Raw genomic sequence first — 19,890 nt, forward strand, 5'->3', positions numbered from 1 at the left:
AAATTAGGATTATAGGGGATAAAAGTACTACTTTTGCCCCACTGAAAAACGGAGAGTTGATTAGGTAGCGCAGAAGAGCTTTTAAGAAGAGCGGATAAATTAAAAAGAACTCCTTTATATTTAATAAGGATGCATTTAAAAGTCGGATTTAGTTCACAAATTTTTTTAAGAAAATATTTGTGAGAATAAAAAAGATTAGTATCTTTGCAGTCCCGATAAAACGGGAGCGCAGGAGTAGGTTTGACGGATGTTTGAATGGAAGTTAGGGTTATCAAAAAACTTTAAAAATTCTTTAAAAAACATTTGGTTGATAAGAAATAATTTATTACTTTTGCACTCGCAAATACGGCGTGAAACTGACAGAGAAAGTAGCGGAGTATGAAGCGGAAGATTTGAAGATCATTGACATACAATATAACAACCAAGTAAGGAAAAACTAAAGCGTTAAAAAACTTTGAGTGAGTCAAGAACAAACATACAATGGAGAGTTTGATCCTGGCTCAGGATGAACGCTAGCGGGAGGCCTAACACATGCAAGCTGAGCGGTAGAGATCTTTCGGGATCTTGAGAGCGGCGTACGGGTGCGGAACACGTGTGCAACCTGCCTTTATCAGGGGGATAGCCTTTCGAAAGGAAGATTAATACTCCATAATATAATAGATGGCATCATTTATTATTGAAAACTGAGGTGGATAGAGATGGGCACGCGCAAGATTAGATAGTTGGTGAGGTAACGGCTCACCAAGTCGATGATCTTTAGGGGGCCTGAGAGGGTGATCCCCCACACTGGTACTGAGACACGGACCAGACTCCTACGGGAGGCAGCAGTGAGGAATATTGGACAATGGGTTAGCGCCTGATCCAGCCATCCCGCGTGAAGGACGACGGCCCTATGGGTTGTAAACTTCTTTTGTACAGGGATAAACCTATCTACGTGTAGATAGCTGAAGGTACTGTACGAATAAGCACCGGCTAACTCCGTGCCAGCAGCCGCGGTAATACGGAGGGTGCAAGCGTTATCCGGATTTATTGGGTTTAAAGGGTCCGTAGGCGGATCCGTAAGTCAGTGGTGAAATCTCACAGCTTAACTGTGAAACTGCCATTGATACTGCGGGTCTTGAGTAAGGTAGAAGTGGCTGGAATAAGTAGTGTAGCGGTGAAATGCATAGATATTACTTAGAACACCAATTGCGAAGGCAGGTCACTATGTCTTAACTGACGCTGATGGACGAAAGCGTGGGGAGCGAACAGGATTAGATACCCTGGTAGTCCACGCCGTAAACGATGCTAACTCGTTTTTGGGCTTTCGGGTTCAGAGACTAAGCGAAAGTGATAAGTTAGCCACCTGGGGAGTACGTTCGCAAGAATGAAACTCAAAGGAATTGACGGGGGCCCGCACAAGCGGTGGATTATGTGGTTTAATTCGATGATACGCGAGGAACCTTACCAAGGCTTAAATGGGAATTGACAGGCTCAGAAATGGGTTTTTCTTCGGACAATTTTCAAGGTGCTGCATGGTTGTCGTCAGCTCGTGCCGTGAGGTGTTAGGTTAAGTCCTGCAACGAGCGCAACCCCTGTTACTAGTTGCTACCATTAAGTTGAGGACTCTAGTAAGACTGCCTACGCAAGTAGAGAGGAAGGTGGGGATGACGTCAAATCATCACGGCCCTTACGCCTTGGGCCACACACGTAATACAATGGCCGGTACAGAGGGCAGCTACACAGCGATGTGATGCGAATCTCGAAAGCCGGTCTCAGTTCGGATTGGAGTCTGCAACTCGACTCTATGAAGCTGGAATCGCTAGTAATCGCGCATCAGCCATGGCGCGGTGAATACGTTCCCGGGCCTTGTACACACCGCCCGTCAAGCCATGGAAGTCTGGGGTACCTGAAGTCGGTGACCGTAAAAGGAGCTGCCTAGGGTAAAACAGGTAACTAGGGCTAAGTCGTAACAAGGTAGCCGTACCGGAAGGTGCGGCTGGAACATCTCATTTTAGAGCGTCTATTGACGATAAACAAAAAAAGTATCGCAAGATACATTGTACTTACTTAAAGTAAAGCTTTAGTTTTTTATTGGTTGCTTATATTAAAAATACAAACCCACTAGAAATTAGTAAAAGGGAGGAAGAGATTTTAGATTATAAATGATAGATTTTAGATTTGAAAATTAATTTAAAATTCAAAATTTAAAATTTAAAATTAGATGAAGTCTCGTAGCTCAGCTGGTTAGAGCGCTACACTGATAATGTAGAGGTCGGCAGTTCGAGCCTGCCCGAGACTACTAATTATATAGAGGTTAGAATCTAGAAATTAGAAGTTAGTTTTAACTAATCTCTAACTTCTAACTACTAACATCTACACTAGCGGGGAATTAGCTCAGCTGGCTAGAGCGCCTGCCTTGCACGCAGGAGGTCAAGGGTTCGACTCCCTTATTCTCCACATATTATATGATGTACGTAAGTACAGAGTATAATTGTAAGAGTGTAATAAAAGAAATTGTATATCTACATAATGACGGAGCCGTCATTAGTACATTTTACTTGATTACAGGATTACAAGCATAAAGATCATTGACATTACCGGTAAAGACATCACAAAGAGAAAACCGAGCACTTATAAGTGCTTGAGTAACCTAAAAATAGGAAAGAAATCGTTAAGGGCGTATGGCGGATGCCTAGGCTTTCAGAGGCGAAGAAGGACGTGGTAAGCTGCGAAAAGCTGCGGGGATTGGCACACACGAATTGATCCGCAGATGTCCGAATGGGGCAACCCGTCAGGTTGAAGACCTGTCATCCCTTAGGGGAAGCAAACCCGGAGAACTGAAACATCTAAGTACCCGGAGGAAAAGAAATCGAAGAGATTCCGTAAGTAGTGGCGAGCGAAAGCGGATTAGCCCAAAAGTCTTTATATGTTTAGAAGAATGTTCTGGAAAGAACAGCCATAGAGGGTGATAGCCCCGTATTTGAAAGGCATATATAGATGATAAATGAGTAGGGCGGGACACGTGAAATCCTGTCTGAATATGGGGGGACCATCCTCCAAGGCTAAATACTCCTGAAAGACCGATAGTGAACAAGTACTGTGAAGGAAAGGTGAAAAGCACTTCGAATAGAAGGGTGAAATAGAACCTGAAACCGTACGCCTACAAGCGGTCGGAGCAGATTAATTCTGTGACGGCGTGCCTTTTGCATAATGAGCCTACGAGTTAATTTTACTAGCGAGGTTAAGGACTTCAGGTCCGGAGCCGGAGCGAAAGCGAGTCTGAATAGGGCGCATAGTTAGTAGGATTAGACGCGAAACCTTGTGATCTACCCATGGGCAGGTTGAAGCTTTGGTAACACAAAGTGGAGGACCGAACCGGTTGACGTTGAAAAGTCTTCGGATGACCTGTGGGTAGGGGTGAAAGGCCAATCAAACTGGGAGATAGCTCGTACTCTCCGAAATGCATTTAGGTGCAGCGTCGATTTATAGTTTATTAGAGGTAGAGCTACTGATTGGATGCGGGGGTTTCATCGCCTACCAATTCCTGACAAACTCCGAATGCTAATAAATGATGGTCGGCAGTGAGGGCATGGGTGCTAAGGTCCATGTCCGAGAGGGAAAGAACCCAGACCAACAGCTAAGGTCCCCAAATTTCTGTTAAGTTGAAGCAACGCGGTTGGACTGCATTGACAGCTAGGATGTTGGCTTGGAAGCAGCCATTCATTTAAAGAGTGCGTAACAGCTCACTAGTCGAGCGGTCCGGCATGGATAATAATCGGGCATAAACAGAATACCGAAGCTATGGATTTATAATTAATTATATCTGGTAGGAGAGCATTCTATCGGCGTAGAAGCTGAGTCGTGAGGCTTGGTGGAGCTTATAGAAAAGAAAATGTAGGCATAAGTAACGATAAAGGGGGCGAGAAACCCCCTCACCGAAAGACTAAGGTTTCCTCAGCCATGCTAATCAGCTGAGGGTTAGTCGGGACCTAACGCGCACCCGAAAGGGGAAGTGGATGGACAATGGGTTAATATTCCCATACTTGCTCACACTAAAAAGGGGACGGTTCGACGTAGCTATTGAAGACGGACGGAAGTGTCAAGGCCTAGCCTTCGGGCGAAGCTGTTATAGTGAAATCGGATCCAAGAAAAGCCGAAGTGAAGCAACCCGTACCAAAACCGACACAGGTGGTCGAGGAGAGAATCCTAAGGTGCTCGAGTGAGTCGTGGCTAAGGAACTAGGCAAAATAGTCTCGTAACTTCGGAAGAAGAGACGCCAACAGCAATGTTGGCCGCAGTGAAGAGGCCCAGGCGACTGTTTATCAAAAACACAGGACTCTGCTAAATCGAAAGATGCTGTATAGGGTCTGACACCTGCCCGGTGCTGGAAGGTTAAGGAAGGGCGTTAGCGTAAGCGAAGCGTTTGACTGAAGCCCCAGTAAACGGCGGCCGTAACTATAACGGTCCTAAGGTAGCGAAATTCCTTGTCGGGTAAGTTCCGACCTGCACGAATGGTGTAACGATCTGGGCACTGTCTCAGCCACGAGCTCGGTGAAATTGTAGTATCGGTGAAGATGCCGATTACCCGCAATGGGACGAAAAGACCCTGTGAACCTTTACTATAACTTCGTATTGACTTTGAGTAAGTAATGTGTAGGATAGGTGGGAGGCTTTGAAGCCGGCACGCTAGTGTTGGTGGAGCCGACGTTGAAATACCACCCTTTACTTACTTGGAGCCTAACTTCTTTCAGAAGGACATTGCGTGGTGGGTAGTTTGACTGGGGTGGTCGCCTCCAAAAGAGTAACGGAGGCTTTCAAAGGTACCCTCAGCACGCTTGGTAACCGTGCGTAGAGTGTAATGGCATAAGGGTGCTTGACTGTGAGACCAACAAGTCGATCAGGTGCGAAAGCAGGACATAGTGATCCGGTGGTTCCGTATGGAAGGGCCATCGCTCATAGGATAAAAGGTACTCCGGGGATAACAGGCTAGTCTCCCCCAAGAGCTCACATCGACGGGGAGGTTCGGCACCTCGATGTCGGCTCGTCACATCCTGGGGCTGGAGAAGGTCCCAAGGGTTGGGCTGTTCGCCCATTAAAGTGGCACGCGAGCTGGGTTCAGAACGTCGTGAGACAGTTCGGTCTCTATCTATTGCGGGCGTTAGATGTTTGAGAGGGCTTGATTCTAGTACGAGAGGACCGAATTGAACAAACCTCTGGTGTATCAGTTGTACCGCCAGGTGCACCGCTGAGTAGCTATGTTTGGAAGAGATAAACACTGAAAGCATATAAGTGTGAAACTCGCCTCAAGATGAGACATCTTTTAAGGGTCGTGGGAGATGACCACGTTGATAGGCTACAGGTGTAAAGACAGTAATGTCATAGCCGAGTAGTACTAATTACCCGTAGATTTATAGCCTATAAGGTTGCAGTAAGCTTAAAGCAATATGCTGTAAGCCAAGCCTTATAAGTGCGAATACTGGTTTTGCCTTTGTGATGAAATTTACCGATAAAAAGCAGTATGCTTTACGCTGTAAGCCTAAAGCTTATAGCCTACTGCCTACAGCTATATACAACTTTTAGGGTGGTTTTAGCGGTGGGGCTCACCTGTTCCCATTCCGAACACAGAAGTTAAGCCCACCAGCGCCGATGGTACTGCTAACGCGGGAGAGTAGGTCGCCGCCAGTTTTTATTTAAAGTCTCACAGAATACTCTGTGAGACTTTTTTGTTTTTACCATACTCTAAAATATCATATATCCCCAAAAAGCCTTCTCCTTTTTTAGAACAAGACTCCCACACCCCGATACCCACAATCCTGTATTCCCTATATCCCATCATCTTCAACCTCACACCTCTACATTCTGCATCTTAACGCGCTCTACTCCCTTTATTCTGCTAACACACAATGCGAATCTGAATAAAACGATCCTGAACTGAACCAAAGATGATAGTTGAATAAACTAAACTATAGCTATAAGCGAAAAAAGCTACAGAAAAATGTCGGATTTATTTGCTGAATGAAATGGTCAGCGCCTAAAAAGCTGATTGTTTTTTCTTAAGGAAATCAATATTTATAGTTTACGGACTGCCACCCTAGCCTCGATAGAAGCGGTTACCCCGCAACGGGTAGCGAAGGCCGTTGGATCAGGTGTCGGAAAGCATCGGCGTGAGGAGTATAAGCGGATAGCGAGAGTAAGCTCCTGAAAAAAATTAAAGTTAGTTGCAGCTGGTATATAGCAATATTTCAGCTATTGAGAAATAGGTTTTATATTCATGATTATTTTATCCGAATATTTATCATTTTTTACCAAGTGTATGGTTGGATATAATGTTTATTCAAATAAAAACCTCCGGCAGATAGCCAGAGGTTGAATTTTTTCATTAATTAGAATATCCTATTAATTCTTCTTTTTTTGAATTATAAATTCTGTATTCTAAATATTTAAAAGAGTCTCTTGGGACAACGGTTACCCATTTTTTGTATTTCATGAACCATTTCATCTGAATACTGTTGACACCTTTGGTAAGATATGCTTCAACAAACGGATGTACATGAAGGTAAAGCTTCCCTTTTTCCTTTTGCATAATGGTTCTGAGGGTTTCACCCATTCTTTCCACGATAACGATAGGAGCGACGATTTCTCCGTCTTTATTAGGGTTTTCTTCTTTGGTATCGATCTGTTTTTCCGGGCGGTTTCTTTGTCTGGTGATCTGTATCAGCCCGAATTTGCTTGGAGGAAGTATTTTGTGACGAGCTTTGTCACGTTTCATTTCTTCTTTCAGATGTTCGTACAGATCTCTTCTGTGTTCGGGATTTGTCATGTCGATAAAATCGATTACAATGATCCCGCCCATATCACGGAGACGCAACTGCCTTGCGATCTCTGTTGCTGCCATCTTATTTACATTTAAGGCATGTTCTTTATTTACGGCAGCTCCTGTTGTGATATTATTACCGGAGTTTACGTCGACTACGTGCAGGGCTTCGGTATGTTCTATGACAAGATAGGCGCCTTTTGAGCTTGGAATATTGACGTGTTTTCCAAAGCTTTGCTTGAGCTGTTTTTCAACGTTATAATATTCCAGAAGAGGAATATGAGCATTGTGAAAATGAACAATATTTTTTCTTTCCGGAGCAATTACTTCCAGGTAGTTTTTCATTTCATCAACCATTTGTTCATCATCACAGGTGATGCTTACAAAATCCTGGTTGAAATTGTCTCTCAAAATAGCTGAAGCTTTATCGTCTTCACTTAATACTCTGGACGGAACTTTATTTTTCTGAAGATTTTTAAATGTGGTTTCCCATTTCTGAATCAGCTGATTCATATCGTTGTGAAGATCTGCAACTTTTTTTCCTTCTGCTACAGTTCTTATAATGACTCCGAAACCTTCCGGCTTAATACTTTCTATGAGTGTTCTCAGCCTTTCTTTTTCTTCAAAGCTTTTCACTTTTTTTGAAACTGACACTTTATTGTCGAAAGGTATAAGCACCAGAAAGCGGCCTGTAAGCGAAATCTGAGTAGATATTCGCGGTCCTTTTGTAGAAATGGGCTCTTTGGTAATCTGCAGTAAAATAACGTCATCTTTTGCGATGACTTTGTCTACGGTTCCGTTTTTATCTATTTCGCGCTGTATTTCGAAATTTTTTAAGCTTGAAGTGCTTTGTGCTTTGGAAATAGTATCCTTCAAAAATTTTCTGTAGGTAAGATATTGTGGCCCAAGATCCTGATAATGGAGAAAGGCATCTTTTTCATAGCCAATATTTACAAATGCGGCATTCAGATTGGGAGCCAGCTTTTTTACTTTTCCGATAAACAGATCTCCAACTATAAAGTCACTTTTGTCCTCTTGCTCATGAAGTTCACATAGTCTTCCGTCTTCCAGCAGTGCAATCTTTGTAAGATCATCCTCATGCGAAACTATTAGTTCTTTCTTCATTTTGATGTAAGATAAAAATTGTTAAGAAGGTAGAAAACAGATATATATATCATCATATAAATTTATCCTTAAGTTAAGAATTAGTATTGAATGAATAACAATTTTTTTGATAAAATATAAAATCCTTTCATTGCCATCTTAATAGTTACAAAACAAAATATAGTCGGTGAATTTTTAAAAATTTAAAATCACCAACTATATTGTATATTATAAATCTCAGGAATGAGATTATTTTTTCTTATGTCTGTTTGCTCTTCTTCTTTTCTTTCTTTTGTGAGTTGCAACCTTGTGTCTTTTTCTTTTCTTTCCGCTTGGCATAATTATAATTTTTTAGTAACTAGTTAATATTCAGTTATTATTTCGTTTTAACTTTTGTTTTTACTTTCTCCACAAAAGATTTTGATGGTTTGAAAGCAGGAATGTTGTGAGCAGGAATTACAATTGCAGTGTTCTTAGAGATGTTTCTTCCCGTTTTAGCCGCCCTTGTTTTAATGATAAAAGATCCAAAACCTCTCAAATAAACATTATCTCCATTATACATAGAAGTTCTGATTTCCTGCATAAAAGCTTCTACAACTTTCTGTGTTTCATTCTTTTCGGTTCCCAACTTATTTGAGATGGTGTTTACCAATTCTGCCTTTGTCATTTCCTTTTTAAATTTTAAATTTTAGGTGTGCAAATTTAGTTAAAAAAATTGAATATTAGCAAATTAGTGGCAAAATATTTTTCGTTAAGAGATTGAAAATTGAATGTTTAGTCTGTATTATGGAGTTATTAAATCAACATTACATACTGGAATTGTAATATCCGTTCTCTACGCAAAAGCGTATCAGGTGAAGTTTTGTTTTCAATCCGAGCTTTTCCGTGAGGCGATTGATATAGGTATCTATGGTTCTTGTACTGAGATTCAGCTTTTCACCGATTTCCTTGTTGCTGAAGCCTTCGTAGCAGAATTTCATGAGCTGGATTTCTGTTGGAGAAAGTTCTTCCTGGCTTTTTTTCTGTCTGTCCATGTACTCCATTACCGCGAGCGGCTGCTGTTCCCATTGTTTTGTATAATTGCTGTAATCGAAAGTATCGGATGTGATTTTTCCTTTGATAATATCTTTGATGACGTTACTCTTTTTCTGACAGTAATAAACATTCGGTATTTTGGAAAGGATCTCTGCCATATCCTCCTGATAGGTCCCGGAATAGGTAATGATGGGGGTTTCAGTATTGCTTTTCCGTATGTATTTTATGGCTTCAAGCCCGCTAAGTACCGGCATGAATAGCTCTACAATAAAAACATCTTCCTGCCTTCTGTAATTTCTGCTGATCAGCTCATGACCATTGTTGCAGTCATTAAGAAGCATATAGAATGGGTTTTCGGTAAGCATTTTGATTAATATTTTTTTAAAATAAAAATCACTGTCTGCAATGGAAAACCGCACAGTATTGGTCAATAATTTGCTCACTTTAATATCGATTTGGTGTGTGATGATTAAAAAATCAGATCACTAAATTATGAAAATAAGATGAAAGTGAAAATTAATCTTAATTTAATTGAAAAAATAATATTACATCAACATAATATTTAAATTTTGTGAATAAATTATTTTTTTATAATTTCACATTCCAAACAAATCACATTATATGTCTTCGAACCGGGAGAAAAAACTAAACAAGGCAGACGTCAGGATAGGCATTTGGAAATTTGTTCTATCGTTCATCGTTTTATCAGGTGTTTCTTTCATCTGTGTATTTTTCTTTTTTAAAAGCTACGACATCCAAAGAGAAGGGATAAAGAATGAAGCGGACAAGTACCGGGATCTGCTTACCAGAAGCAATGTCCTGAAAGATCATATCGGCAGCATATTTTACCGCATGGATCAGCTTGACATCAACAGGGTACAAAATGATATTTTCCTGAGAAACGCCATCATGGAGGATGTCAGGAACGCAAGAGGTGCCATGGGTACAGACAGTGCGGGTAATTTTAAGCACTATTCCATCCTGATGAAACAGATTGAGCCGATGCTGGCCTTAAAAAAACAGATCATTGACGTTTCTTATAAGGAGCAGGTAGCGCTGAGAAATCTCAACGAATGCAAAGGGAAAATAGGAATTATCAATAGTGAACTTAAGGTAGATCCTACCAGGAAATTTTCAGGAATGCGAAGAAGAAGATAAAACGAACACTATGCAAGCACAAGTTACCTTATCAAAAAAAGAAAGGCGTTACCAGTTTTTATATTTAATTCTGATGCTCTTTACGGCGCTTATTTTTATGGGAATCATTTTCTTAAGAGGTTTTCAGTCTCCTTTTTCGGATAACGATATCGTATCAGTCCAGATGCTGGAGGAAAAGGCGAAATTTGACCAGAAGCAAAAATTGTCTTATAAAGTACTGGACAGTACTTTTTCAATGATTAATAAGCTTACCGACGAAGCTCCGCAGCCTTTTGTGGAAAACAACATTATGTATGGGATCAATGATGTAGCCGGCTATTACCAGAACGGTGAAAATATCAATGACATCAGAAAAGAGGCATATCCGCAGATCGCGGAATTTTATAAAATGTATTTCAACGACAAAAAAATTATTTCAAGCAAAACTGAGAATATCAAAAATTTTGAAAAACAATTTGAAGAATGCTCCATTGGTTTTAAGGAAAAGAAAAGTCAGCTTTTCCAGCGCGAAACAGCTTTGAATTCAAGGTCTCAGTAAGCTTTTTACACTAAGGAAAATTATTACACAAACACAATACACACATCACACAATCATTAACTATGAATTACTTTCAGAAAAACAAGAAGAACATTATTATCGGTGTTATTGCAACATTGTTAATAGCGGCATTGGTTGCATTATGGCTGCAGAAGAAAGTGATACACTCTTCCGACGATATTGTCGGACTCGTCTATCCGTCTACCCTGAAAGAGGGAGATACGCTTTCATTCGAAGACAAAACACAGTTTGCCAAAACCAAAAGATGGAATTTCGGAGACGGAACCACCAGCGATAAAAGCAAGGGCATTCACTTTTACAACAAACCGGGATATTATCAGGTAACATTGATTATCGATAATAAATATTCCAAATCTTTTCCCATCATTGTTTCTTCAAGAACAGTTCCGAAAAAGGACAGTGTAAAAACGGTAACACTCATTGACGCCCCTTCTCAGGCCATGCAGTTCGAAAATGTGCAGTTCCGTGCCATTTCAGACGGTAAACAGTTTACCTGGAAATTCGGGGAAACCGGGAGAATTGATTCTAAAGACAAACTGGCGATCTATTCCTATCAGAAGCCAGGTGATTATGTGGTAAGTCTTATCACCGATGAAACAGCAGAACCGGTTCTTCACCAGATCAAAATTCTTCCTTACTATGATGCATTGGAAGATGAAGTAAGTGTAGAAGACACTTATGCTAAAATTGATAATGATTTTAAATATCATCTTCAGCAGATTGCCTACGGAAACAATTTCAACATGCATTACAATTATCTGTTGAGAACGTATCTCTGCAACAACGAAAATACAGTAGTGAAAGTAAACGACAGCAAAGTAAATAACTTTTACATGTATTGCGCAGGACTGCAGTTTGATAAGAATAATGTCATTCAGACCGTTAAAGTAAATTTTGATGATGCACAAAACTGCGTTACCAAAGTAGATATCAACCAAAGCAAATAATATCCGTCTCATTTCGGGATTCACACTCACACTATCATAAAATATTAATAAGGATGAAAAATAAACTTCCTCTAGCAGCATATTATATCGGAATTTCGGTATTACTGACAGCCTGTCAGGTAAAATTACCGTCTAAAAGAACGCCCGAGCCGGCACATTACGGACAAGTTGATAATTCACCTGTCGTTAATGGTTTTCCGAAAAAAGCAGTTCCATGGATTGCTATTTCAGACCGATCCAGAAATACGGCCTATCTGGATAAAAGTGATGAAAAATCTTATAAAGAAGTTAAGTTTCTGGAACCGTTGATGGTTTTAAAGCACCGCGACGGTATGGTAAAGGTAGCAGAATACATTCCTGATGCTTTAATGAAAAAAGTTTCATCTAAACAGGTGAAAACCTATGGCTGGATCCCGGAATCTGACCTCCTCTTGTGGAGCAACTCCCTTAAAAGCGAAAAAACAGGTTTTCCGGTGAGAGTTGCCGTGGTGCCAAGCAACAGCGAAGTCATCAGAAACTCCGAAAGATATTATAAAAATGATTCGATTATGGTGTTCAATTCACCGAGTCTTATTGAGCAGGCGAATGTGAAAATCCCGAACGGCCAGATGGTTTACGTTTACAAACAGGCAGAAAATAATAAAAGATTTCTCGTAGGGAAAAGTCCGACTATTGATATCGACAGTATAGGGACAAGTCTTTACGGGTGGGTAAGTTCCAATGTTATTTCCAGCTGGGGTGAACGTTCTGCCGTCAAAATGAAAAATACTACAGGAATCACGGATACCACTTTAGGCATTCATGAAGGTGCTCCCGGAGGAAATGACTCTGAAAACAAAACGGCCATTTTGCTGACGGATGTTAACAAAAGAACACCACTCGAAAATATTTTCCCGGTGACTTTACCTTTAAATGAAACACCAGCTCCGGATTCTAAAACCAAATATTTTACGAACATTCTGGATTACAGCAAAAATTATGTTTTCAATGTTTTAGGTGAACCTATTGACTTTGAAAGATATAGAGAAATAACAGATAAAGATAAGAAAATAAACATTGTATTTACACTGGATATCAGCGCTCCGAATGCGCCGTATGCTCCCATTGTAAAATCCCTTTTGCAGGATTTACAGCTAAGGTTTGAAAAGCCTTCCTATTTTAATCAGGTGAAATATGGCGTAGTTTTGTATAAAAATAATCCGTGCGGTGATAATGTGGCGGTTTCTCCTCTGAATTCTGATTACAGCAAGATCACAACATTCATCGATCAGAAAACCAATGAGATGAACTGTGCAAGCAACAGCGGATATCAGCCGGTAAACGAAGGCCTGATGGCAGCAGGAAATCTGTTGTCTAATTTTCCGGACGAAACAAACATTGTGGTTACCGTAGGAACATCAGCAGCCCAGAATGGAAATATGTATGGGGTGATCAATTCTCTTACTCAGGCCCAGGCAAGAATGATTATGTTCCAGACAAGCGCAAGATCATCAGATACATACAATGATTTTGTTTTGATGGCTGAAAACGTAGTAACGAATACGGCTAAAAATATTGCAGAGCTTAAAAAACAGAAAATCATCAATCAGAATGATGTTTTAACGAAAAATAATTTTAATCTTGTAGAAGGTGACGAAGGCTTTTTCTCATTGGATTATCCGAAGCAGAGTATGTCTCAGGGATTCGTTATTTTCCCTAAAAAAGGAGACATTGCAACCCCGGGATATCTTAAAAAATCTGTAGACAGCCTGATATCGCAGGTTACCCTGGATAATATGACTTTAGATAAATCTTTAAACGATTATTTCCATTCATCGGTGGGAGCCGGAAGAACGGATGTTGATCTGAAATACAAATATCTGTATCCGGGACTTACCAATCCTGTTCCTGCGGGCATTGCGGCGCAGCTCATCAATTATGGAAACCCGTTTTTGGTAAAAGGATATATTCCGAAAGATCTTAAAGATTATAAGCCCGGACTTGAAAAAGGAATCTTAATTTCTGAAACCGAATATGATAATTTAAAATTATTCTATACTGAAGTTTATCAGAAAACCGGTGCTGAGAGATCAGATTTCAGCCAGGCGAGGGCGGTAAGAGAATTTGTGAAACTTTTAAAAAAATACAATCCGACGCTACAGTTCCTGGATAAAGGTGAGCTATACAAAAAGCCGATGTCTTATGCGGTAGGAGTAAGCACAGGTTTTGATAATTCTGAAGAAGAGATGATGTCAAAATATATGCTGAAAGGCTGGAAAAAATCTAAAATTGTAACCAATGAAACGGCAAGAACTTACTTCCGTCACTACAAAGATTTAGCTGAGAGAATGCTTTCTCACAGAAATGATCCGGCGGTAAAAATTCAGCAGAACGGGCAGACTTTCTATTGGCTGAATGAATACTTTATGCCGACAATGCTACCCACCGAACAACCGGAATATACTAAACATTAACAACTTAATCATACGAAAAGCGGAATTAATTTCCGCTTTTTTTATTTTTTTAATGTAAATTTTTTATCTTTGATAGTATCCAAACCAAAATATTATGTCACAGCAATCATCTCCCCATGACGGCAAACACTTTGTCGTACAGAAAGGTAAAGCCCAGTGCAACCAGGGTGATCAGTTTCCTCAGTATAAAGTTACCTCTCATCAGCATCACTTCTGGAATGATTCAGACGGAAACGCAGATTTTCTGGCCGTTACCGAAGACGATCTTCAGTTCAATCCTTCCGGGCCCAGTTTTGGAAAATGTAAATTAAAACCTTCTTCAGGCGGAAATTTACCCTGCTCTTATGCACCTTCCGGAAAATGGCAGAAAACCTATGAAAAGGTGAAAATATTAGGTAAAAAGATCGTTACAGAGGCCTCTGAGCTACAATGTACGGTAGGAGGAAAAATTACCATTAAAGATCACGGACAACGCGGACAAATGAGTAAACAAAATGTGAAAAGTGCTGATAGTAAAACATTGCGGCACATCAATCCGCTGGTAAATATACAGAACTATAAAGAAACTGTTCTGGAAAGTGAAATTGACGCGTACTAATTAATCTTAAAAACACTTTCTATGTCTAAAAAAGGAGTTTCAAAAATTTCAGGAAATCCTACCCCTACAGTAGGTGAAAAGACCACTTATATGGTTACAGACTGGTATCCTGCAACGCCGGCGGACGAAAGAAATCCTGCTGAAGTAATCTGGGAGCTTTTTAAGAAACGTGACAATGGAAGCTTTACAACGACTAATATCAAAAAGAAAGGTGACGGAAGTTTTACATTTGGTGAAGTGGCAGCTAAAAATACCTATCGCCTGGAAGCTTATCTTCATGAGCCTGAAGGGCAGGGGCCCACAACGCTTGATATTACACCACAACCTGCAGGAGTTCCACAGATCACGAAAGTTGATCTGAGGTATGTCGATGATTCTCCCGGAACTGTTTTCAGCTATACCGAAAAACTTGTAGCTAAAGCCCAATGTGTGAATCTTACGGGAAAGAAGTTGCTGTTTACCCTTTGGGAAGATGATGCTCCCGGCGAAGGACATAATAATGCCAACAATCAGTTTGTTGAAAGTCGTGAAGCTATAGTAGACAGAACGGGAACGGCTACTGCGGAATTTGTTTTAACGAAAGCTTTAATGCAGAAGGCTTCCCAAGGAGAAAGAGATCCGAAGGAATTAGAATTCTATGTGACAGTAGAATATTATAAAGATAAAAAACATGCTACAGAAAACCGGGAAGTAAAAAATCCTGATTACAAACCGCCTGTGCCACAGTCAGGAGCAAGTACGCCAAAGGCGAAAACTCCAACTGCTACTCCTACAGCTCCGCCAAAAGCAGCCGGTTCTCCTGCCGCCCAAAAACCTCAGTCTAAAAAGGAGGAAAAAGGGATCATGGATAAAGCGGCAGAATGGTGGGATGAGCTTTGGGACTGGGCAGAATCAAAAGGTACGGTAAAACCGGATAAGAAACCTACACCACAAAAACCGGAAGGAAAAACGACAAGCGTTGTAAAAAATGAAGATGCACAAAGTACCGATTGCGGCGAAAAATACTGCATCAAAAAAGGGGATAAAAATGAGGTTATCAGGGAGATCAATATCCGATTGGCAGGATTCGGAGGAAATGTACCGACAGATGAGTTTACAGACCGCACCGAGAAAATGATAAAACAGTTTCAGAGAGACTATATGAAAGTTCCCGAAACCGGTAAAGTATGTGGAAATGTTTTGAGAGCAATCGACGAATTTTCTACAAATTTTGATCTGTCTGCTACTGTCTGGAACCAGCTTAGTTGTTCCTGTACGACCAAAGGCAAGGAAGTGACAAGTAAACTGAGAGGTATAAAAGAACTTAATAAATGTGATAAATTCGGAGATAAAACAGGAGATAATACCGAACCTGAAAAGTCAAACCGTTATGAATATCCGGGGATTCACAGATCGCTTTTGTTTGGACTTAAGGCTGTTAAGTTTTATTTAAGCAAACAGGCAACATATAGTTTGGGGAAAATAAGCTCAGGCTACAGATGTCGGTTCAAAAATTTCAGAACGACCAATCATCAGGGGAAGGCAATTGATATTCAGTTTGATAAGGGAACATGGCAGATTCGTGGGCAGCTCTATAAAAATATTGCTGAGCTTAAAAAAATAAGAGAGGATATTTTTTATAAATATCTTAATGCAAAAACCAGCTGGACAGAAAAGAATAACTTTAGTTTAGAGCCTATTGGATTGAATACCGATAATTCATTGGTTGATTCCAATCATACTTATAGCTGGATACATATGGATGTAAGGGAGTTTGATAAGAAGTATCTTGATGATAAATATTTTGCCAAAAACTCATCCTCTCTGAATGGCAAAAGCATTATGCAGCTTGCTCTTGAAGCAGGATTTAGCAATACATGCAAATGTATTAAGAAATTTGAATCTCAGCAGAAAGATACAACTACATCGCCTGCTGCGGATTGCGATACGAAATTTAAGAAAGTAGCACCAATTATTCTTGCTCACGAAGGAGGATTTGTAGATCACCCTTCAGACAAAGGCGGAGCAACTAATAAAGGCATTACATTTGCTACATGGAAAAAATATGCAAAGGAAGACGTAGATGTAGAACCAACGCTGGAAAATTTAAAGACAATAACCGACGAACAGGCTACTACAATTTACCGCAAAAGATATTGGGAACCAAAAGGATTCTGTAAAGTGGAAGATGAAAGAGTAGGACTGATGGTGTATGACTGGACGATTACTTCAGGTGGTGCCGGAAAACAGGTACAGAGGCTGCTGAAGAATGAATTTGAACAGGATATTAAAGACGACGGAACAATAGGCTCCAAAACCATTGAAGCGATCAATAACGTTCATGATCAGGACAAGCTGCTCACAAGGATAGCCGAAATAAGAAAGCAATATTATACAGATCTTACTTTTACAAATGGTAAAAAGAACGATCAGGATGTTTTCCTTAAAGGCTGGCTGAACAGAGTAGATGATTGTCTGAATTTTAAACCTTAAGTAAGCATATGAGATTTTTAATATTAATTTTTTTACTGATTGTAAGCTGTAAAGAAAATAAGGCTAAAGCAACCGATACAAAATCTGTCATCAGTTCCCCTGCAGAAAACAACAATAATGCATCAGCACACAATTGGTCAGGCGAATGGATCTATCAGAAAAGACAGGCTAATGCAGATGTTCCCGAAGAGCAGTTTACACTTACCATTATTCAGGAAGGAAATAGTATCAAAGCACAGTATTGTGCCATTGCCAACAGCGGTGGGAAAATAGACTGCGAAAGTGAGCAGAAATATAACGTAATAGGAAACATTAAAGATGATAAAATCGTCGGTGAGTTCTTCAGCTTTTTTGGCGCTCCATCAGACAAAGGCGAATTTGAAATCTCTTTAATTGATCATAAAATCCATTGGAAAGTAATCAAGGCTCCCAAGGGAACGTTTTATGCCCCGGATGACTGTGTACTTACCAAAAAAGAACATAATTACACCGCTACAAAACCTGTTAGCTCTTCCGGTAACGAAGCTGTAGATCTTTTGCCAGTAGACTATAAAGATCTTGAAAATCAGAATAAAATAAAATTCACAGATCATCCTGAAGACTGGCTAAAGAAGGCTTTTATGGATAAGTTTGATCTTACTGCCGATGCAAGTGCGAAAATCCTCTCAAAAGACGGCTATGATCTTTATATTGTAAATAATGTGGGCGGAGACAGCGAACTGATCTATTTAGTTTCAGCAAAAGGGAATGCAATGTTAAACGGAATAAATGTAGCAGACAGCAATGGCGACAGCGAAACAACAAAAACATTTTCTATAGATGCAAAGAATACGATTAATATCTTCAGCGAAACCAGAGGCAGGAGAAGCTTGATTGAAAAATATGTCTATAATCTTGGTAAATTTGAGAAAAAATAAAGTTTAAAACTATTTTGAAACTTTAAAGAGGTTGTGCTGATGCATGGCTTTTTTAAATTTTATTATAATTAAAAATAAAAATATTTTTTGATAGAAATTTATGGTATTTTTGATTAATCAATCACATAAGAAGTAAACTTTTATGATTAAACAAAACTTTATCGGCCTATGTCTTTTCACAGGACTCACTGTTATTTCATGTAAGAAAAATGAGGCTAAACAGGAAAAGAATATTCAGGATTCATCAGCTGTTTCCGGCGTGATAAAACACGATTCAAATCCGGCTTCGGAACAACAAAAGGCAATAATAGATTCTGCAGACACAGGCATCAATGATAATGATAAAGTAAACTCGGCAGTTTCTAAAAAAATAGTTGAAGGAACCTTTGTCGCTAATAACTGTGACGGTGGCAGGTTTTCAATTGAATTTAAAAATAACGACGGGAAGCCAACTTTTAAAATCTTTGATAAGAAGAAAATTATTGCTGCCGGCAATGTGTCTTCTGAAACCGATGAAAAAACGGGCGAAATAACAGGTCTTGTCATGGGGGAAATCGGCGGATTGTTTGATGGAGATAAAATTACCATTCAGAACTATGGAAATTCCATGAATGAATTTGATCATTTTACACAATGCGGCGATAAGTATTTAGAATTTACAAAAGAAAAATAATGCTCAATAAGTATTTTTCGCCTTCTTAAAAATACCTTTATAAACATTTTTGTAAAATAATTTTTTACACTACATTAGGGTAAGTCAAAAATCGGAATATATGATCGTTCATTTTATACTTTCCGGAGAAACGCTGGAAAGCATATCTGAAGAAATTCAACTCGAAAATCCGGAATATCTTAAAGAATTTCACAATAAGCATTGTGCAAGAGAAGATTTTATTTACGATAATCTTATTCCACGGAAAAAACTACTGATTCCTGATATTGATAAAATTCGTGAGTACAACAGCCGGAACGATGCTTATTTCAAAAATCCCAGACTTAATCCCGTATTGCCTTTCAGGCCAGAAAATTTCAGCAAAATTTATGCTGTTACCAATAAAGAAATTGAAGAAAATCTGTTGGATAGGCAGCAAAATGCTCTTACATACACCGTTTCTGTAAAATGGATCAGAAATGAAGATGACTCTCATATTTTTCACCTTTTTAAAAATAATTTTTCAGACGAACAGGGAAGCATGATGGCAGATCTGGCCTCAGAATCCGTCCGCTCGCTTAACCCCTTGGAGATAAAAACAGATCGTAAAGGGAATATCATCAATGTGAGCCTTACTCAGCATACAATGGATCAATTTAAAAAGATAAAAGAGCGCCTGAACGATCTTTTTCCTGATCAATACGCGAAAATTTATCTCGATGAATTTGAATTCGCCATTCTTAACAAAGAAATTTTTGCTGAAAGAATGAGGGAAGATGTCTTTATTAAAAACTATTTTGCTTCTTTACGGAATACATTTATCAATGGAAAATCGTTTTTGCAGCAATCAATAGGAGAGGAAAATACACCTGTTGATCTCCAGCAGAAAATAGAAAATACTGATTATGATGAAGAAATTATTCTGCTTCAAACTCCGATATCATCTGGCAGTGAGATGAGTTTTTCCGGAAAATACACCCTGAATACTCATACCGGAATGATTAAAAATATCGATATTCAATACAGTATTTTCCAGTTCGGAGTTAAAAATTTCAGTTTTTTTACTCTTGCAGAATTGGTGTAAATCCTCATTAATAAAGGATTTTATAGTTTAAATATATTCAATGTCGTAAAACTACTACACGAAATCGTAGTATTACTACAAAAAGTCACATTTGCGTGTAAAAGTTTTTCTAAGA

General features: G+C 39.4%; 12 protein-coding genes, 2 tRNA genes and 3 rRNA genes. 14 read left to right on the forward strand and 3 right to left on the reverse strand.

What is annotated here, in order from left to right:
- Window positions 1–477 precede the first annotated feature (477 nt).
- From ACWNCI_RS00005 to rrf, 5 genes are all read left to right on the forward strand, one after another.
- A 16S ribosomal RNA gene (locus tag ACWNCI_RS00005) occupies window positions 478–1,994 on the forward strand.
- 213 nt (window positions 1,995–2,207) lie between these two features.
- A tRNA-Ile gene (locus ACWNCI_RS00010) sits at window positions 2,208–2,281 on the forward strand.
- 84 nt (window positions 2,282–2,365) lie between these two features.
- A tRNA-Ala gene (locus ACWNCI_RS00015) sits at window positions 2,366–2,439 on the forward strand.
- A gap of 204 nt (window positions 2,440–2,643) precedes the next feature.
- Window positions 2,644–5,398 (forward strand): 23S ribosomal RNA (locus ACWNCI_RS00020).
- A gap of 161 nt (window positions 5,399–5,559) precedes the next feature.
- Window positions 5,560–5,667 (forward strand): 5S ribosomal RNA (gene rrf / locus ACWNCI_RS00025).
- The 16S, 23S and 5S rRNA genes sit together here with 2 tRNA genes alongside, the layout of an rRNA operon.
- Before the next feature lie 694 nt (window positions 5,668–6,361).
- Here the strand turns inward: rrf and ACWNCI_RS00030 are convergent.
- The 3 genes from ACWNCI_RS00030 to ACWNCI_RS00040 all read right to left on the reverse strand — a co-directional run bounded on the left by ACWNCI_RS00030 (window position 6,362) and on the right by ACWNCI_RS00040 (window position 9,378).
- Window positions 6,362–7,921, reverse strand: a complete 1,560-nt coding sequence (locus tag ACWNCI_RS00030) for an Rne/Rng family ribonuclease (protein WP_449386664.1) — start codon at window positions 7,919–7,921, stop codon at window positions 6,362–6,364.
- 355 nt (window positions 7,922–8,276) lie between these two features.
- Window positions 8,277–8,567, reverse strand: coding sequence for an HU family DNA-binding protein (locus tag ACWNCI_RS00035; protein ID WP_042720843.1), 291 nt, complete (start codon window positions 8,565–8,567; stop codon window positions 8,277–8,279).
- Window positions 8,568–8,706: 139 nt separating this feature from the next.
- On the reverse strand, window positions 8,707–9,378 hold the full coding sequence (locus ACWNCI_RS00040; protein ID WP_346986278.1) for a response regulator transcription factor: 672 nt from the start codon (window positions 9,376–9,378) through the stop codon (window positions 8,707–8,709).
- A 178-nt stretch (window positions 9,379–9,556) separates the two neighbouring features.
- Between ACWNCI_RS00040 and tssO the strand changes: the two genes are divergently transcribed.
- The 9 genes from tssO (at window position 9,557) to ACWNCI_RS00085 (ending at window position 19,775) form a co-directional block, all read left to right on the forward strand.
- The gene (tssO, locus tag ACWNCI_RS00045; protein WP_449386665.1) at window positions 9,557–10,093 is read left to right on the forward strand and encodes a type VI secretion system TssO; all 537 of its coding nucleotides are present in this window, start codon (window positions 9,557–9,559) and stop codon (window positions 10,091–10,093) included.
- A 10-nt stretch (window positions 10,094–10,103) separates the two neighbouring features.
- Window positions 10,104–10,631 (forward strand): type VI secretion system transmembrane protein TssO, encoded by a 528-nt coding sequence (locus ACWNCI_RS00050; RefSeq protein ID WP_346986276.1) that lies wholly within the window; start codon window positions 10,104–10,106, stop codon window positions 10,629–10,631.
- 62 nt (window positions 10,632–10,693) lie between these two features.
- The gene (locus tag ACWNCI_RS00055; protein WP_346986275.1) at window positions 10,694–11,599 is read left to right on the forward strand and encodes a PKD domain-containing protein; all 906 of its coding nucleotides are present in this window, start codon (window positions 10,694–10,696) and stop codon (window positions 11,597–11,599) included.
- Between the two features lie 53 nt (window positions 11,600–11,652).
- The gene (gene tssR / locus ACWNCI_RS00060; RefSeq protein ID WP_449386666.1) at window positions 11,653–14,052 is read left to right on the forward strand and encodes a type VI secretion system protein TssR domain-containing protein; all 2,400 of its coding nucleotides are present in this window, start codon (window positions 11,653–11,655) and stop codon (window positions 14,050–14,052) included.
- Between the two features lie 94 nt (window positions 14,053–14,146).
- Entirely contained in the window at window positions 14,147–14,650 is a 504-nt protein-coding gene (locus ACWNCI_RS00065; protein WP_346986271.1) for a DUF4280 domain-containing protein, read from the forward strand.
- A 21-nt stretch (window positions 14,651–14,671) separates the two neighbouring features.
- Entirely contained in the window at window positions 14,672–17,122 is a 2,451-nt protein-coding gene (locus ACWNCI_RS00070) for a glycosyl hydrolase 108 family protein (protein ID WP_449386667.1), read from the forward strand.
- An 8-nt stretch (window positions 17,123–17,130) separates the two neighbouring features.
- Window positions 17,131–18,039, forward strand: a complete 909-nt coding sequence (locus ACWNCI_RS00075; RefSeq protein WP_449386668.1) for a hypothetical protein — start codon at window positions 17,131–17,133, stop codon at window positions 18,037–18,039.
- 142 nt (window positions 18,040–18,181) lie between these two features.
- A complete protein-coding gene (locus ACWNCI_RS00080) occupies window positions 18,182–18,712 on the forward strand; it encodes a hypothetical protein (protein WP_449386669.1) in 531 nt (176 codons plus the stop codon).
- A 100-nt stretch (window positions 18,713–18,812) separates the two neighbouring features.
- The gene (locus ACWNCI_RS00085) at window positions 18,813–19,775 is read left to right on the forward strand and encodes a hypothetical protein (protein WP_449386670.1); all 963 of its coding nucleotides are present in this window, start codon (window positions 18,813–18,815) and stop codon (window positions 19,773–19,775) included.
- Window positions 19,776–19,890 lie beyond the last annotated feature (115 nt).

This window comes from Chryseobacterium lineare (assembly GCF_977014045.1).

Bases quoted from the DNA above. Each gene is read 5' to 3' on its own strand.
- ACWNCI_RS00030 (WP_449386664.1), bottom strand. From the start codon at position 7,921: ATGAAGAAAGAACTAATAGTTTCGCATGAGGATGATCTTACAAAGATT.
- ACWNCI_RS00035 (WP_042720843.1), bottom strand. From the start codon at position 8,567: ATGACAAAGGCAGAATTGGTAAACACCATCTCAAATAAGTTGGGAACC.
- tssO (WP_449386665.1), top strand. From the start codon at position 9,557: ATGTCTTCGAACCGGGAGAAAAAACTAAACAAGGCAGACGTCAGGATA.
- ACWNCI_RS00050 (WP_346986276.1), top strand. From the start codon at position 10,104: ATGCAAGCACAAGTTACCTTATCAAAAAAAGAAAGGCGTTACCAGTTT.
- ACWNCI_RS00055 (WP_346986275.1), top strand. From the start codon at position 10,694: ATGAATTACTTTCAGAAAAACAAGAAGAACATTATTATCGGTGTTATT.
- tssR (WP_449386666.1), top strand. From the start codon at position 11,653: ATGAAAAATAAACTTCCTCTAGCAGCATATTATATCGGAATTTCGGTA.
- ACWNCI_RS00065 (WP_346986271.1), top strand. From the start codon at position 14,147: ATGTCACAGCAATCATCTCCCCATGACGGCAAACACTTTGTCGTACAG.
- ACWNCI_RS00070 (WP_449386667.1), top strand. From the start codon at position 14,672: ATGTCTAAAAAAGGAGTTTCAAAAATTTCAGGAAATCCTACCCCTACA.
- ACWNCI_RS00075 (WP_449386668.1), top strand. From the start codon at position 17,131: ATGAGATTTTTAATATTAATTTTTTTACTGATTGTAAGCTGTAAAGAA.
- ACWNCI_RS00080 (WP_449386669.1), top strand. From the start codon at position 18,182: ATGATTAAACAAAACTTTATCGGCCTATGTCTTTTCACAGGACTCACT.
- ACWNCI_RS00085 (WP_449386670.1), top strand. From the start codon at position 18,813: ATGATCGTTCATTTTATACTTTCCGGAGAAACGCTGGAAAGCATATCT.